Annotated in this window: 16 protein-coding genes; 13 read left to right on the plus strand and 3 right to left on the minus strand. The window is 62.6% G+C overall.

The features are described from left to right. Window positions 1-14 precede the first annotated feature (14 nt). Entirely contained in the window at window positions 15-395 is a 381-nt protein-coding gene (crcB, locus tag BFC21_RS07195) for a fluoride efflux transporter CrcB (protein WP_088377576.1), read from the minus strand. 247 nt (window positions 396-642) lie between these two features. On the opposite strand from crcB, the gene BFC21_RS07200 reads away from it, so the two are divergent. The 3 genes from BFC21_RS07200 (at window position 643) to BFC21_RS07210 (ending at window position 1683) form a co-directional block, all read left to right on the plus strand. After that, complete coding sequence (locus tag BFC21_RS07200; protein WP_088377577.1) at window positions 643-945, plus strand: type II toxin-antitoxin system HigB family toxin; 303 nt, start codon at window positions 643-645, stop codon at window positions 943-945. Window positions 946-948: 3 nt separating this feature from the next. Beyond that, window positions 949-1317, plus strand: a complete 369-nt coding sequence (locus BFC21_RS07205; protein ID WP_016781209.1) for a type II toxin-antitoxin system HigA family antitoxin — start codon at window positions 949-951, stop codon at window positions 1315-1317. Window positions 1318-1401: 84 nt separating this feature from the next. Then, window positions 1402-1683: a hypothetical protein gene (locus BFC21_RS07210; RefSeq protein ID WP_088377578.1), complete on the plus strand. Its 282-nt coding sequence runs from the start codon at window positions 1402-1404 to the stop codon at window positions 1681-1683. Here BFC21_RS07210 and BFC21_RS07215 read toward each other — a convergent pair. Further along, window positions 1680-4043: a DNA polymerase II gene (locus tag BFC21_RS07215; RefSeq protein WP_120265858.1), complete on the minus strand. Its 2364-nt coding sequence runs from the start codon at window positions 4041-4043 to the stop codon at window positions 1680-1682. The two genes, BFC21_RS07210 and BFC21_RS07215, sit on opposite strands and share 4 nt — an antisense overlap. A 7-nt stretch (window positions 4044-4050) precedes the next feature. After that, window positions 4051-4404, minus strand: a complete 354-nt coding sequence (locus tag BFC21_RS07220) for a hypothetical protein (RefSeq protein ID WP_162939294.1) — start codon at window positions 4402-4404, stop codon at window positions 4051-4053. 971 nt (window positions 4405-5375) lie between these two features. On the opposite strand from BFC21_RS07220, the gene BFC21_RS07225 reads away from it, so the two are divergent. Genes BFC21_RS07225 through BFC21_RS07270 form a run of 10 tightly spaced genes read left to right on the plus strand, consistent with a single transcriptional unit; the run spans window position 5376 to window position 14725 of the window. After that, a complete protein-coding gene (locus BFC21_RS07225) occupies window positions 5376-6284 on the plus strand; it encodes a transporter (protein WP_086797443.1) in 909 nt (302 codons plus the stop codon). A gap of 5 nt (window positions 6285-6289) precedes the next feature. Further along, window positions 6290-7057, plus strand: coding sequence for a DUF2092 domain-containing protein (locus tag BFC21_RS07230; protein ID WP_256557632.1), 768 nt, complete (start codon window positions 6290-6292; stop codon window positions 7055-7057). Then, window positions 7054-7569 carry a hypothetical protein gene (locus BFC21_RS07235; protein WP_120265859.1) on the plus strand — a complete coding sequence of 172 codons (516 nt, stop codon included), beginning with the start codon at window positions 7054-7056 and terminating at the stop codon, window positions 7567-7569. Before BFC21_RS07230 ends, BFC21_RS07235 begins: the two co-directional genes overlap by 4 nt. Window positions 7570-7593: 24 nt before the next feature. Next, entirely contained in the window at window positions 7594-8574 is a 981-nt protein-coding gene (locus tag BFC21_RS07240; protein WP_120265860.1) for a MoxR family ATPase, read from the plus strand. Further along, on the plus strand, window positions 8574-9524 hold the full coding sequence (locus BFC21_RS07245) for a DUF58 domain-containing protein (protein ID WP_120265861.1): 951 nt from the start codon (window positions 8574-8576) through the stop codon (window positions 9522-9524). The genes BFC21_RS07240 and BFC21_RS07245 overlap by 1 nt, the downstream gene beginning before the upstream one ends. Beyond that, window positions 9521-10009: a DUF4381 domain-containing protein gene (locus BFC21_RS07250; protein WP_120265862.1), complete on the plus strand. Its 489-nt coding sequence runs from the start codon at window positions 9521-9523 to the stop codon at window positions 10007-10009. Before BFC21_RS07245 ends, BFC21_RS07250 begins: the two co-directional genes overlap by 4 nt. Beyond that, a complete protein-coding gene (locus BFC21_RS07255) occupies window positions 9996-11009 on the plus strand; it encodes a VWA domain-containing protein (RefSeq protein ID WP_120265863.1) in 1014 nt (337 codons plus the stop codon). Before BFC21_RS07250 ends, BFC21_RS07255 begins: the two co-directional genes overlap by 14 nt. Further along, window positions 10990-12567 carry a VWA domain-containing protein gene (locus BFC21_RS07260; RefSeq protein ID WP_120265864.1) on the plus strand — a complete coding sequence of 526 codons (1578 nt, stop codon included), beginning with the start codon at window positions 10990-10992 and terminating at the stop codon, window positions 12565-12567. The genes BFC21_RS07255 and BFC21_RS07260 overlap by 20 nt, the downstream gene beginning before the upstream one ends. Next, window positions 12564-13619, plus strand: coding sequence for a hypothetical protein (locus BFC21_RS07265; RefSeq protein WP_256557633.1), 1056 nt, complete (start codon window positions 12564-12566; stop codon window positions 13617-13619). The genes BFC21_RS07260 and BFC21_RS07265 overlap by 4 nt, the downstream gene beginning before the upstream one ends. After that, on the plus strand, window positions 13616-14725 hold the full coding sequence (locus tag BFC21_RS07270; RefSeq protein ID WP_256557634.1) for an HAD family phosphatase: 1110 nt from the start codon (window positions 13616-13618) through the stop codon (window positions 14723-14725). Before BFC21_RS07265 ends, BFC21_RS07270 begins: the two co-directional genes overlap by 4 nt. Window positions 14726-14771 lie beyond the last annotated feature (46 nt).

Consider the following 14771-nt stretch of genomic DNA (forward strand, 5'->3'; position numbering starts at 1 on the left):
GGTTTGCTCCAGAGTCAGCGCGCCAGCCAGGCGCCGAACGCGGCGGCGGCCAGGCCGACCAGAACCGAGATAATCAGATAACCGGCGGCCCATGCCCGATCCCTGGCCTTGGCCAGTTTCGAGGCATCCAGCTGCATGCTGCTGAATGTGGTGTAACCGCCCAGGATACCGGTGAGCACCGCGGCGCTGAGGAAATCGCCATAGCGGTCGCGCCAGTCCACCGTAAACAGGATGCTCAGGTAACCGATCACAAAGGCGCCGCTGACGTTGATCAGGAACGTGCCCAGCGGGAACGATCCCTTGTACAGCTGCCCGACCCGCAACCCGATCCACCAGCGCAGCAGCGAGCCCAGCCCGCCCCCCAGTCCGACCCAGAAAACATCCAGCGCAGTCATGAAAATCCCTCTCGTGTCTGTTGGTGAGTGGAGGAACTCTAGTTGATAAAACAGCGGGTAGGCATGACTTGGGCCGGGTCTTTCGCTGTTACAGATGAGTCCATGCCGAGGACAGTGAGGCCTGAATGGCACAGCTCATATTTGCTCAAGTTTTCAAACTGGCGTTCTTAAGCATTGCGGGGTATTTGAGCTGCACAGGACGTAAAGCCAACTTGCAAAAGTCCCACTATGGGACTAGGATCATTTTATGAGAATCATCGCAATCAGTCAGCTCAAGATCTTTTGGCAGAAGCATCCAGGCGCAGAGCAATCTTTCCTGTGCTGGATTGATGAAGCAAAAAAGGCGAACTGGCAAACACCGGCCGACATCAAGGCGCAGTTTCGCCATGCCAGCATTCTCAAGAGCAACCGGGTCGTGTTCAACATCAAAGGTAACGCCTACCGGCTCGTGGTGGCTGTGGCCTATCGCTACAGCGCCATCTATATCAAATTCGCAGGTACTCACCAGCAGTACGACGCCATTGATGCCAACACCGTGGAAATGGAGTAACCCATGAATATTCGTCCAATTCGCACAGAGCAAGACTACAAAGACGCACTGAAGTCGGTTTCGCCGCTGTTCGACAATGAACCGCAGCCCGGCACACCTGAAGGCGACTACCTGGAGGTCATGATCACCCTGATCGAAGCCTACGAAGCCAAGCATTTCCCCGTCGACCTGCCCAACCCGGTGGATGCCATCCGCTTCAGAATGGAGCAGTCCGGGCTGTCACCGGCTGACCTGGTGCCTGCTATCGGCCGGCAGAACCGGGTGTATGAAGTGCTCAACGGCAAACGCTCCTTGACCCTGCCCATGATCTGGAAGCTGCATGAGATGTTCGGCATCCCGGCAGAAAGCCTGATCAAGCCGGTGAAATCATGACCGCCGGGGCAGGCAAGATCATGGGCGCGGGTGAAAAGGAGTACCATGCGCTCCGGCTTCACCCTACCGCCCCATGGAACCCCTATGTTTCCCAACGCTGAACGCTACAACCACTCCACCGAATACGCCAACAAACTGGTCGACCGCATCGGCCAGACTCCGGCCTGGATTGCCCTGCGCCTGGGGGTCACGGAAAAACGCATGCGCTATATCCTCGCCGGATCCCGCACGATCAAGGGCGACACCACCGAAATCCTGATGAGCTACGCCGAGCAGTTCTGCCTGGAATGCCTGGCCGCCGAAGCCAAGGCTGCCAAGGATCGCGCCCGCTCCAAAGCCGCCGCCGGCCCTGCCAGCGACGCTTAAAACAACCCCAACTGCCCGCCTACCAGGGCACTGAAGTTGTCATCGACAAACACCAGAATCGCGTCCGCCACCGGTTGTAGCTGACGCGTCAGATAGTGCTCGTAATCCACTTCTGCGGTGCGGTTTTCCAGCGGCTGGGGGCCGGCCACGGTGATCACGTAGCTGATCGTCCCGCCGTTCTGGTACTGCCGGGGCCGCCCCTGCCGGTCGTTGTACTCATCGGCCAGGCGTGCGGCCCGCACATGGGGCGGCACATTGCGCTCATAGCCACTGAGCGGGCGACGCAGGCGCTTGCGGTAAATCAACAGTTCATCATGCTCACCCGCCAGGGTGCTGCGCACAAAGTCGCGCACATAGTCCTGCCAGGGCTGGCGGTTGAAGATGCGCAGGTACAAGGCCTGCTGGAACTGCTGGGCCAGCGGCGACCAGTCACTGCGTACGGTTTCAAGCCCTTTGTAGACCATCTCCCGGCGCCCGTCGGCATGCACCACCAACCCCGCATAGCGTTTTTTGCTGCCTTCTTCGGCGCCACGAATGGTCGGCATCAGGAAGCGGCTGTAATGGGTCTCGAATTGCAACTCCAGGGCACTGGTCAGGCCGTACTCGTCACGCACATGGGCCTGCCACCAGTCGTTGACGTACCGCACCAGTTCGCGACCGATACGCGCGGCGTCCTCTTCACTGTGCTGACTGCGCAGCCAGACGAAGGTGGAGTCGGTGTCGCCATAGATCACGCTATAGCCCCGGGCTTCGATCAGTGCCCGGGTCTTGAGCATGATTTCATGCCCGCGCAGGGTGATCGACGACGCCAGCCGCGTATCGAAAAACCGGCAACCGCTGGAGCCCAACACCCCGTAAAAAGCATTCATGATGATTTTCAGGGCTTGGGACAGAGGCGCGTTTTTCTCCCGTTTGGCCACTTCACGGCCCTTGGCCACACGCTCGATAATGGCCGGCAGGCAGTGCCGGCTACGCGAGAAGCGCGCGCCGCGAAACCCGGGCACAGAGGCCTCATCGCTTGGCTCGCGCAACCCTTCCACCAGCCCCAGCGGGTCAATCAGGAACGTGCGGATAATCGACGGGTACAGGCTTTTGTAATCGAGCACCAGCACCGATTCGTACAACCCCGGCTCGGACTCCATGACAAAACCGCCGGGGCTGGCCTGGGGTGGTTTATCGCCCAGGTTGGGCGCGACAAAGCCCTGGCGGTGCATCAGCGGCATATACAAATGGTAAAACGCCGCCACCGAGCCACCGCTGCGATCGGCCTCAAGGCCCGTAACCGAGGCGCGCTCCAGCAAAAAGGTCAGCAGCTCGGTTTTGGCGAAAATCCGCGTGACCAGTTCGCAGTCCTTGAGGTTGTAGCGCGCCAGTGCAGGCTTGTCATGGGCAAACATGCGGTTGATTTCGTCCATGCGCTGGTACGGCGTGCTGATGTCCTTGCCCTCGCCGAGCAGGGTCTGGGCGACGTTTTCCAGGCTGAACGAGGGAAACGACCAGGTCGCCGAGCGCAACGACTCAATGCCGTCAATGATCAGCCGCCCAGCAGCACTGGCGAAAAAATGGTGCTTGCGCGTGCCGTGCTCGCGCCACTGCATTTCACTGCCGCCACGCCCCAGCAGCAATGGAATGCCCAGGCGTCGGGCATGCTCGTGCAACACCCGCAGATCGAATTGCACCACATTCCAGCCGATGATCGCGTCGGGGTCATGCCGTGCCAGCCACTGGTTCAGACGCAGCAGCAGGTCACCGCGGGTGGCGCAGAACTCCAGGTCGAAATCCACCGGGGTATCGGCCGCAGTAGCCTTGCCCAGCATATACACCTGGCGCTGGCCGCAGCCTTCCAGGGCAATGGAATACAGATCGCCCTGCTCGCTGGTTTCGATGTCCAGTGACACCAGTTTGAGCTGCGGCCGGTAGTCGGGATGGGGTTTGAGCCGCGCATCCAGCAGCAGCCCGTCGCCCTGGGCTCGGCCGCCGAAACTCACTGGAGCAGTGATAAAGCGTTCCATCAAAAAACGCTCCGGCGGGCGGATGTCGGCCTCGTACACATCAACCCCGGCGCGGCGCAGGCGCTGGGCAATGTCCATCAGCAGGCCGTGCTGGCGGCAATACAGGCCCGTCACCGGGCGTGACTGAAAATCACACAGCGCCAGCTCACGAAATTCCACCCCCGCCTCGCCCTGCAACAGCGCCTGCGCCTGGCCTGACTGAATGGTCGGGATAAACGCAGTGGACGTTTGGTAAGGCAGGCGCACCTGCTGCGGCCCGTCATCAGTGGCCAGCCAGAAGTCGACCTCGATGCCCGATGGCGTATCACGCCAGTGCCGGGTCAGGACAAAGCCCTGCCTCAAGTCCATTACGCGGTTACAGGCACGTCGCCAGCATCGCCAGGCGGCGCATGGCGGCAGCATCACCCGGCTGTTTGGCGTAATAGCTCACTGCCGTGCCGGTGCCCTGGGGCAGCAGATCGGCAAAGGACTCGGCACCACGGGTGTAGACCGTCTGCTTGCCGGCCTTGTCGCTGTTGATATAGGCACTGGCATCGACGCCGAACACGCTTTCATCCTGCCATGAAAACTTGATGCATTCGGCGACCAGCGCCGTGGCTTTTTCCGAAGCCAGCACCCGGGTCGGGGCCTTGGCACGGGCAGTGTCCATCGCAGGAGACACACAACCGGCCAGCAAGGCCAGACTCATGACGCCGATCAGCATTCGCATTGGATAACCCCTAGATAAAGGCCAATACGATATCACGCAGCCAATGCCCACAGGTGGCTAAATAACCAGTAGTCCGCTGGATGGGCGTGATCTCCCAAAGAACACCAATCCCTTGTGGGAGCGGGCTTGCCCGCGATGGCAGCACTTTGTTCCTCCCGATAGAACAAGGTGCCAGCATCGCGGGCAAGCCCGGCTCCCACAGAGAACATATGTCGCTCGCCAATCCTGCATTCAAACCGGCCGGCCAGCCGCCTCAGGGGCTTTTGATTTTGATTTACCCGCCCCATCGGGAGGCCGTGTGGCGGTTCTGCGCAGTGGGCCTCCCGGCATGGATGCCGGGAGAGCCGCGATGGGCATTCCCGTTGTTTGGATAATCGAGTGGCAAAAGCAAAATAATCAAACAACGAAAACTCTTGTGGGAGCGGGCTTGCCCGCGATGGCAGCACTTTGTTCCTCCCGATAGAACAAGGTGCCTGCATCGCGGGCAAGCCCGGCTCCCACAGAGAAAAAATGTCGCTCGCCAATCCCGCATCCAAACAGGCCGGCCGGTCGGCCGCCTCGACGGCTTTTGATCTACCCGCCTCATCGGGAGGCCGAGTGGCGGTTCTGCGCAGTGGGCCTCCCGGCATGGATGCCGGGAGAGCCGCGATGGGCATTCCCGTTGTTTGGATAATCGAGTGGCAAAAGCAAAATAATCAAACAACGAAAACTCTTGTGGGAGCGGGCTTGCCCGCGATGGCAGCACTTTGTTCCTCCCGATAGAACAAGGTGCCTGCATCGCGGGCAAGCCCGGCTCCCACAGAGAACATATGCCGAACCGCTCGTCATTTAAAAGAGACCCAGCCCACAGAATCAGCAGCATTTCGGCCGCCAGCCAGCGAAGTCTGCGGTTACTGCTAGCGTCATTAAACAAATAAACACGCCGGGCATTGGACGATAAACCGCCAAAGAGCGATTGAAGGAGCACTACGATGGGAGCAAGTACCGCCCGCAAGGCCAGTTTTACGGCACTCACCCTGATCCTGACGCCGCTGGCAGGCTGGGCCGACAATGCCCGCGACTGGCAAAACACCCCCACCGATCTGAACATGCTGTTCGGCTACTACAACCGCGTCGACTCCAATACCCCCATCGACACCTCGCTGCCCATCGACGGGCTGTCCCTCAATGCCGACCTGTATATCTTGCGTTACGCCCGCTCATTCGGCATCGACGGGCGCAACAGCGCCATCGAGATCCTGCAACCCTACGCCGACGTCTCGGCCTCGTTCGACAATGCCCGTTATTTCACCGGCACCAAGCACAACGGCGGCATGGGTGACACCCAGTTGGTGTTCGCACACAACATCTTTGGCGGCCCGGCGCTGAGCAAGGAGGAGTTCGCCAAATGGACTCCCGAGACCTTCCTCACCGCCGCCCTGACAGTCACCACACCCACCGGCGACTATGACAAGAACCGGGTGATCAATATCGGCGCCAACCGCTGGGTGTATAAACCCGAGCTGGGTTTCGGCACCCCCATTGGCCCCACCTGGCTGGAGATCAACACCATGGTGTCGTTGTACGGGTCCAACGATGAATACCAGGGCAACAGCAAGCTCGAACAAAAGCCCCTGTATGCCATCGAGGGCCATTACAGCTACGACTTCAACCGCGCTCTCTGGGCCTCGCTGGACGCCACCTACACCCGCGGCGGCGAAACCAAAATCGACGGTGACTGGCAGGACAACAAACAGGAAAGCACCCTGGCAGGTGCCAGTATGGGCTTTATGCTCACACCGCAGTTCGGCGGCCTGCTGGCCTATACCGACACCGTGACCGAGCGCAAGGGCTCACCGGATATCGCCACCTGGACCCTGCGCATGCAGTACGTCTGGTAGAGGGCATGACCATGCCCGTGATGCGCCCTGCCCTGCTCGGCCTGCTGCTGGTCTTTACCGGGCAGGTCCATGCCGCGGCTGAGACTGCCATTGAGCCTGCCGCCCTGCAGGCCCTGGAGCGGATGGGCAGTTACCTGCGCAGCCTCAAGCAGTTTGGCGTCGAGGCCCGCAGCCAGACCGATCAAGTGCTGGAGAATGGCCAGACCGTCGAGTTCCGTCACACCACCCAACTGCTGGCCCAGCAGCCGGACAAACTGAAGGTCTCGGTGGACAATCAGGGCGGGCGCCGTACCCTTTATTACGACGGCAAGCGCTTTACCCTTTACCAGAGCCCCGGCCCCTACTATGCCAGCGCCCCGGCCCCCGCCAGCATCAATGGGCTGATTGACCTGCTCAACAGCCGCTACGGCATCGAGCTGCCGCTGGCCGATCTGTTTCGCTGGAACGCCAGCACCGCCCAACAGGGCGGCCTGCGTTCAGCCGTGCTGATCGGTAGTGACACGCTGGACGGTCAGCGCTGTGATCATTACGCCTTGCGCCAGGACGATATCGACTGGCAACTGTGGCTGCGTCAGGGCGAACAACCCCTGCCGTGCCGCCTGACCATCACCCGCCGCGACATACCCGAACACCCCCGTCACAGCGTCGACTTTGCCTGGCAGCTCAAACCGGCGCTCAGCGCCACCAGCTTTGAGTTCGACCCCCCGCACGGCGCGCAGGAAGTGCCATTGCAATGGGCCCCCAGTCAATACCGTCTGGAGGCGCAACCATGAAGCGCCTGCCTTGGCTGATGTGTGGCGTTCTCAGCGCCTGCCTGCTGCACACCTCCGCCACCCAGGCCTGGCAACTACGCGGAGGGGGTGGCGCACGTACATTTGTGGTGCCGCACACTGGCGGACATCCACCGGCGCCGCACCCCATGCCGCAACCGCACCCACAGCCACAACCCAGGCCGCACCCGCAACCGGAGCCGCGCCCATACCCGCAACCGCAACCGCAACCACATCCCTACCCGGCGCCACGGCCGATGCCGCCACCGCCAAGGCCCATGCCACCACCACCGCCACCACCGGACAACTGGTATCACCCGTGGGCAGCCGCCGCCGTGGTGGGTGCAACCACGGCCACGGCAATAGCCATCGGCTCGCAAGTCACCAGCGTGCCTGAGGGCTGCGTATCGGTCGTGGCCAACAATGTGGCGTATCAACACTGCGGACCAACCTGGTATCAGCCGCGCTATGTGGGTGGCAACGTGCAGTTTGTGGTGGTCCCCGCCCCCTGGTAACCGTGCTCAAGCAAGGAATGCTTTATGACAGCGCTCAACGATCTGAATGCCCTGCAAGCCAGCATCGCTGAAGCGGTACTGGGCCAGGACGAGGTTATCCGGCAGATCATCGTCGGCCTGCTGGCCAACGGTCATCTGCTCCTCGAAAGCCTGCCCGGGCTGGCCAAGACCCGTACCGTCAAGGCGCTGGCCAGGCACCTGGATGCGCAGATGAGCCGTATCCAGTTCACCCCCGACCTGCTGCCATCGGACATCACCGGTGCCGAAGTACTGCACCAGGTTGATGGCCAGAACCTGATCCGCTTTCAACCCGGGCCACTGTTCGGCAACCTGATCCTGGCCGACGAAATCAACCGCGCCCCGGCCAAGGTACAGGCGGCCCTGCTCGAAGCTATGGAAGAACGGCAGATCACCGTGGCCGGCAACAGCCACCCGTTACCCGAACTGTTTATGGTGCTGGCCACGCAAAACCCCATCGAGCAGGAAGGCACCTATCCGCTGCCCGAGGCGCAGATGGACCGCTTTGTCATGAAGGTACTGCTCGACTACCCCGAGCCGGCAGACGAATCCCAAGTGCTGCGCATGCTGCGTGCCGAGGAACAGGCGCAACACGTCAGCGTCGAGACTGCACCGCCATTCGCCCTGGGCCAGGCGGTGATTTTTGCGGCGCGCCGCGAAGTCGCCGCAGTGGCCGTATCCCCGGCCATCGATGCTTACCTGATCGACCTGGTCAACGCCACCCGCCACCCCGCCGACTACGACGCCGACCTGGCCCGCTGGATCAGCATCGGCGCCAGCCCCCGCGGCGGTATCGGCCTTGACCGCTGTGCGCGGGCCGACGCCTGGCTGCGCGGCCAGGCTTTTGTCACCCCGGACAATGTGCGCGCCGTGGTGTATCCGGTACTGCGCCACCGCCTGCAACTGAGCTACGACGCCGTCGCCGATGGCGTCAGCGCAGATCAGGTACTGCAGCGCCTGCTCGACAAAGTCGCGATACCCGCCTGATGCACGCTCAACGGCAGGAGGCCGACGGCCTGGTCTATGTTTCGCTGGCGCAACTAATGACGCTGGAGTTCAAGGCGCGGGCGCTGAGTTTTGTCGCCCGCCAACCCCGGGGCAGCATCCTCTCGGGCAACCATGCTTCACGCTTGCGCGGCCGCGGCCTGAATTTCGACGAACTGCGCCGCTATCAACCCGGCGACGACCTGCGTCACCTCGACTGGCGCGCCTCATTGCGCACCGGCAAACCCGTGGTGCGCACCTTTACCGAAGAACGCGACCGCCCGGCCTTGATCGTGGTCGACCAGCGCATGTCGATGTTTTTTGGCTCCAGCCGCAGCTTTAAATCTGCCACCGCTGCCGAACTGGGCGCGCTGGCCGCCTGGATGGTGTTCAACGCCGGCGACCGGGTGGGCGCGCTGGTGTTCAACGATCAGCGCATCGACAGCATTGCCCCGCTGCGCAGCCGCAAACGGGTCGAGGCGCTGTGCAGCAAAATCGCCCTGCAAAACCAGGCACTCAACGCCACATTGCCCGACTGCGAAGACGCCGATCAGCTGGACAAGGTGCTCCAGCACTGCCTGGCCATTGCCGGGCACGACCATCTGATTTGCCTGATCAGCGATTTCGCCGGGGCCGGAGCGCACACCCTGCAGTTGCTGCGCCAACTGGCGGTGCATAACGATGTCATCGCCATGCAGGTCTACGACCCATTGGCGCTGGACCTGCCCGATACCGGGCGCCTGCTGGTTACCCAGGGCCAGCTGCAAGTGGAACTGGCGGTGCAGCATGCACACGTACGCCAGCCGCTGGGCGACTTCCTCAGCGGGCGCTTCAAGGACATCGCCAGCCTGCTGCGCCGCAGCCAGGTGCCGCTGATGATGTTCAGCACCGCCCGGGACGCCCACAGCCAGCTGCGTACCGAACTGGGCAAACTGAGCGGAGTGCGGCCATGACCAGCCCTATCCCCAGCATTGACCAACTGCAAACCCTGGCCCTGCCGGCACCCGTCAGCTACCTGCCGCAAACCTGGGGCTGGTGGGCCTTGCTTGGGCTTGTGCTGAGCGGCCTGGCGGTCTGGGCTGCTCGCGCCTGCCTGCATTGGCGGCGCGACCGCTACCGGCGCGAGGCGTTACAAAGGCTGGCACAACTGCGCACGGCCAACGACCCGCTGGGCACCTTGCGCGAGCTGCCCACGCTGCTTAAACGGGTGGCCCTGTCCATGCCCGTACCGCAGGCAGCGGGGCCGTTGCAGGGCGAAGCCTGGCAGGACTTTTTAAGCCGCCACGGCCCGCAGCCGGTGCCCGAGGACTTCAGCCAGCAACTGGCGTTTCTGGCCTACGCCCCGGATGAGCAATTGCTCGCCCTGCCCGCCACACAACGCCAGCAACTGGTCGACACCTGCACACGCTGGGTGGAGCTGCACCATGTGGCAGTTTGATTACCCCTGGCTGCTGCTGTTGCTGCCCTTGCCGTGGTGCGGCTACCGCTGGCTGCCCGCCTATCGCGAAGCTCGCAGCGCGGTGCGCGTACCGTTTTTCTACGGCATGAGCCGCGCCGTCGATCAGGCCCCTCAGGTAGCAGGCGCGCAGCACAATAGCGGGCAATTGCTGCTCAACCTGCTGGTGTGGGCATTGCTGGTGGTGGCCGTGGCCAGGCCGGTATGGGTCGAAAAACCCATCGAACGCCAACAACCGGCACGCGACCTGATGCTCGCCATCGATATTTCTCAGTCGATGGAGACCGCCGACTTCACCGACGCCAGCGGCCAGAAAATCGACCGCCTGAGCGCGGTCAAACAGGTGGTGCAGGACTTTATTGCCCGGCGCAAGGACGACCGCATCGGCCTGATCCTGTTTGGTAGCGCGGCCTATCCGCAAGCGCCCCTGACCCTCGATCACGCCAGCCTGGCACTGCTGCTGGACGACACCGGCATCGGCATGGCGGGCCCCGACACCGCCATCGGCGACGCAATCGGCCTGAGCCTGAAACTGCTCGACCAGGCCCACGAACAGGAAAAAGTGCTGATCCTGCTCACCGACGGCAACGACACCAGCAGCGCCATCCCCGTCCCCCGTGCCGCAGCCATGGCCGCGGCCAAAGGGGTGGTGATCCACACCATCGGCATCGGCGACCCAAATGCCGACGGCGAAGCCAAGGTCAACCTGGCCGCCCTGCAAAGCATCGCCAACAGCACGGGCGGCCAGTACTTTCGCGCTGAAGACCGCGACAGCCTGAACCAGGTGTACGCCACCCTCGACCGCATCACCCCGCACACCGTGCAGACGTTCAGCCACCAGCCCAAACGTGACCTGTTCTGGTTGCCCGTAGCGGCCGCCATCAGCCTGGTGACGCTGTATCACCTGCTTGCGCTGCTGGCCTCACGACGGCACCCGCACCCGCCACCGCAGGAGGCCCGAGATGGAGATCAACCTCAGTGACTTCCACTTTCTGCGCCCGGCCTGGCTGCTGCTGGCGATTGTCGGCGCCCTGCTGCCGCTGTTATGGCGGCGCAGCCATGACCAGCAGCGACGCTTGCGGGCGATCATTGCCCCGCACCTGTTGCCCCACTTGCTGGTCACCCCGACCGACAGCCACCACCTGCGCCCGGTGCATTTGACCGCAGCCCTGCTGATCATCGGCGCCGTTGCAACGGCAGGCCCCACCTGGGAACAGGACCGCCCGGCCTTCCTGCAAAACCGCGCCCCGCTGATCATCGCCCTCGACCTGTCACCGTCAATGGATGCCAGCGATGTGCAGCCCACCCGACTGGAAGCCGCCAAGCACAAACTGCATGACCTGATCGCCCGGCGCAACGGTGCCCGTACGGCCCTGATTGCCTATGCAGGCAGCGCCCATCTGGTCTTGCCCGCCACCGACGATCCGGCATTGCTCGACAGTTTTGTCCAGGCCCTGGGCACCGACCTGATCGCCCGGCCCGGCAAAAACGTAGCGGCGGTGATCGAACAGGCCAAGCGCCTGCTGCAGGCCGAGAAAGCCCCCGGCACCTTGCTGCTGATCACCGACGGTGCCGACACCACGCAACTGGACAGCCTCAAAGCCCTGTTGCCGGGCAGTGCCCTGCAAGTGCTGGTACTGGCGGTGGGCAGCAGCAATGGCGGGATCATTCGCGACGCCAGCGGTCAACCACGCACCGACAGTACCGGCCGCCCGCAATTGGGCAGCTTCGACAGTGCCGCGCTCAAGCAACTGGCTGGCGCCACGGATGCGCCGCTGGGCAGCCTGACCCTCAACAACGATGATCTGGACTGGGTCGAAGGCCACGCCCAACAGCACTTCCAGGCCGCCAGCGACGAGCAGCGCGAGCTGCAATGGAAAGACGCCGGCTACTGGTTGTGCGGCCCCCTGCTGTTGATGGCCTGGTTCTCGGTGCGCCGTGGCTGGAGCCTGAACTGGAACGCCGTCCTGCTGCTGGGCGCAGGGCTGGCCCTGCAACCGGCACCGGCGCACGCCAACCCACTGACCGATGCCTTCTTCACCCGCGACCAGCAAGGGCGCTGGGCCTTTGAACACCAGCACTATCCGGCAGCAGCCGAGTTATTTGTCGACCCTTACTGGAAAGGCATCGCAGCTTATAACGCCGCCGATTTCGATCTGGCACTGGCCAGCTTTGCCCAGTTGAACACCGCCCAGGCGTACTTTTACCTGGGCAATATTTACGTGCGCCGCTTCAAGTTCGAGCAGGCGATTGCCGCCTATCGCCAGGCCTTGACCCTGCAACCGCAGTTCCCCGAAGCCAGCGCCAACCTGGCATTGGCCATTGCCCTGGAAAAAGATACCGACAGCGCCGAGCAGAACACCCCCGAGGTCAAACCCGACGCAGTCAAATTCGACAAACCCCCAGGCAAAGGCCAGAGCAAGCCAGTGCAAACCCTGCAGGCGGCCAGTGATGAACAGTGGCTGCAAAACCTGACCACCTCCCCGGCGAATTTCTTGCGGCAAAAATTCAGCCTGCAAGATCAGAAGGTGGCACCGTGAAGCCCTGTGCGCTGGCACTGTTGATGTTCGTCGGCCTGGCGCAGGCCGACGAACCACAACTGCGGGTGCAGGCCCGACTGGTACCGGGCGACGCCGTGGTGGTGGGCGAGGCCGTGCAACTTCAGGTCGATGTGCTGACCGACAGCTGGTTTACCCGTGGTGCGTCATTGCCCGAACTGAGCCTGGCCGGTACCGATGTGATGCCACCCAATGGTGAGGCCGAACACCTGTCGCAGACGATCCAGGGCCTGACCTTCAGCGGCCTGCGCTACACCTACCGGATTACCCCGACCCAGGCGCACGTGTTCTCCATCGCACCCTTGACGGTGCGTGCCACTCCGGCGCAGGCCAGCCATGAGCTGTCGGGGCAAACCCCGGCACTGACCTTTCGTGCCAGCCTGCCCGAGGGTTTCAGCCCCGGCGAGCCGGTACTGGCGGCCAGCGCGTTGCGCCTGAGCCAGTCGCTCACTCCGTCAGGCGGCCCATTCAAGGTGGGTGACAGCCTGACCCGCAGCGTAACGTTACAGGCTGACGGCACTCCGGGGCTGGCCCTGCCTGCCCCGCCCCTGGCCTCGGTGGCCGGGCTCGGTGCATACCCGCAAACCCCGCAGGTGAGCAATCTGGACGACGGTCGCGGCGGCTTCAATGGCGGTCAGCGCATTGACCGCGTCCGTTATCGCATCGAGCGCGAAGGCGATTTCGAGCTGCCGGCGGTCCGCGTCAAATGGTGGGACAACGTCAACCGTAAAACCCGCTTCAGCGAACTCCCGGCCGTCACCTTCAAGGCCGCCGCCGCCAGCAGCAGCTACACCCCGGTGTTCTCCATCGTTGACGACCTCAAACAAATGGGCCAACCCACTCGATTACGGCTGTCCGCCTTTTGGCTGGTGGGCGTTGCCGTGTTGCTGCTGGCCGTTGCCCTGTATGTAAACCGGGGTCGCTTGCACCCGGTTTTAAACGCCACCCGGCAGTGGCTGCGCAACCGCCCGCCGCGCAAAAACCATGGTTTGCGCCCGCTCAACCCAAGACATGAAAAGGACGTCCTGAAATGAATAACTCAAAACCCGTAGTCGCTGCCGAGGCACGAGGCTGCGATGGGCAGCGAAGCGGCTCCGAAATCTTGAAGGCCCTGCGGTCCTTTTCGCAGCCTCGTACCTCGGCAGCGACTACAACCCTGGCGGCGCTTTTGTTCGCCCTGCCGCTGTTCGCCCTGGCTGCCGACCCCTTGCCCTCCTGGAACGAAGGCCCCGCGAAAAAAAGCATCATTGAGTTTGTCGAGACGGTTACCACGCCAGACAGCAAGGGCTTTGTAAAACCCGAAGCGCGCATCGCCGTGTTCGACAACGATGGCACCCTGTGGAGCGAACAACCGGGTTATTTCGAGGAGCTGTTTGCCTTCGACGAAATCAAACGCATGGCCCCCCAACACCCGGAATGGAAAGACCAACAACCGTTCAAGGCGGTGCTGGAAAACGACCACAAGGCCCTCGCCGAAAGCGGCATGGAGGGCCTGCTGAAAATCTTTATGGCCAGCCATGCCGGGCTCACCACCGATGAGTTTCGCAACAACGTGCAAACCTGGCTAAGCAAGGCCCGCCACCCGACAACCGGCAAGCCCTATACCGAGATGGTCTACCAGCCGATGCTGGAAGTGCTTGCATACCTGCGCAGCCAGGGGTTCAAGCCCTACATCGTTTCCGGCGGCGATACCGGCTTTATGCGCGTATTTGCCGAGGAGGTCTATGGCGTCCCGCCGGAGCAAGTGATCGGCTCCACGTTTGTCACCGAATACCAGCTCAAGGACGGCCAACCGTCCATCCTGCGCACCGCCAAAATCGCCCATAACGATGACGGCCCCGGCAAGCCGGTGAGCATCGACAGCGTGATTGGCCGCCGGCCGATCCTCGCCTTCGGCAACTCCGACGGCGACCTGCAGATGCTCCAGTGGACTGCCGCAGGCTTGGGCCCGCGCCTGATGGGGCTGGTGCACCACACCGACGCCAAACGTGAATGGGCCTATGACAGGGACTCGAAAATCGGCCGCCTGGACAAGGCGCTCGATCAGGCAAAACAGCAGGACTGGACTATCGTCGATATGGCGTCGCAATGGCGACGGATCTACCCGTTCGAGGCCAGTGCCAACGAGCAACAGCAATAAGAAAAACAGCCGTCAGCAGTGCACTAACCAGGTCAACAAGGAGCAA

The organism is Pseudomonas sp. TMW 2.1634 (assembly GCF_001703595.1).
GTDB classification, from domain to species: Bacteria; Pseudomonadota; Gammaproteobacteria; order Pseudomonadales; family Pseudomonadaceae; genus Aquipseudomonas; species Aquipseudomonas fragi.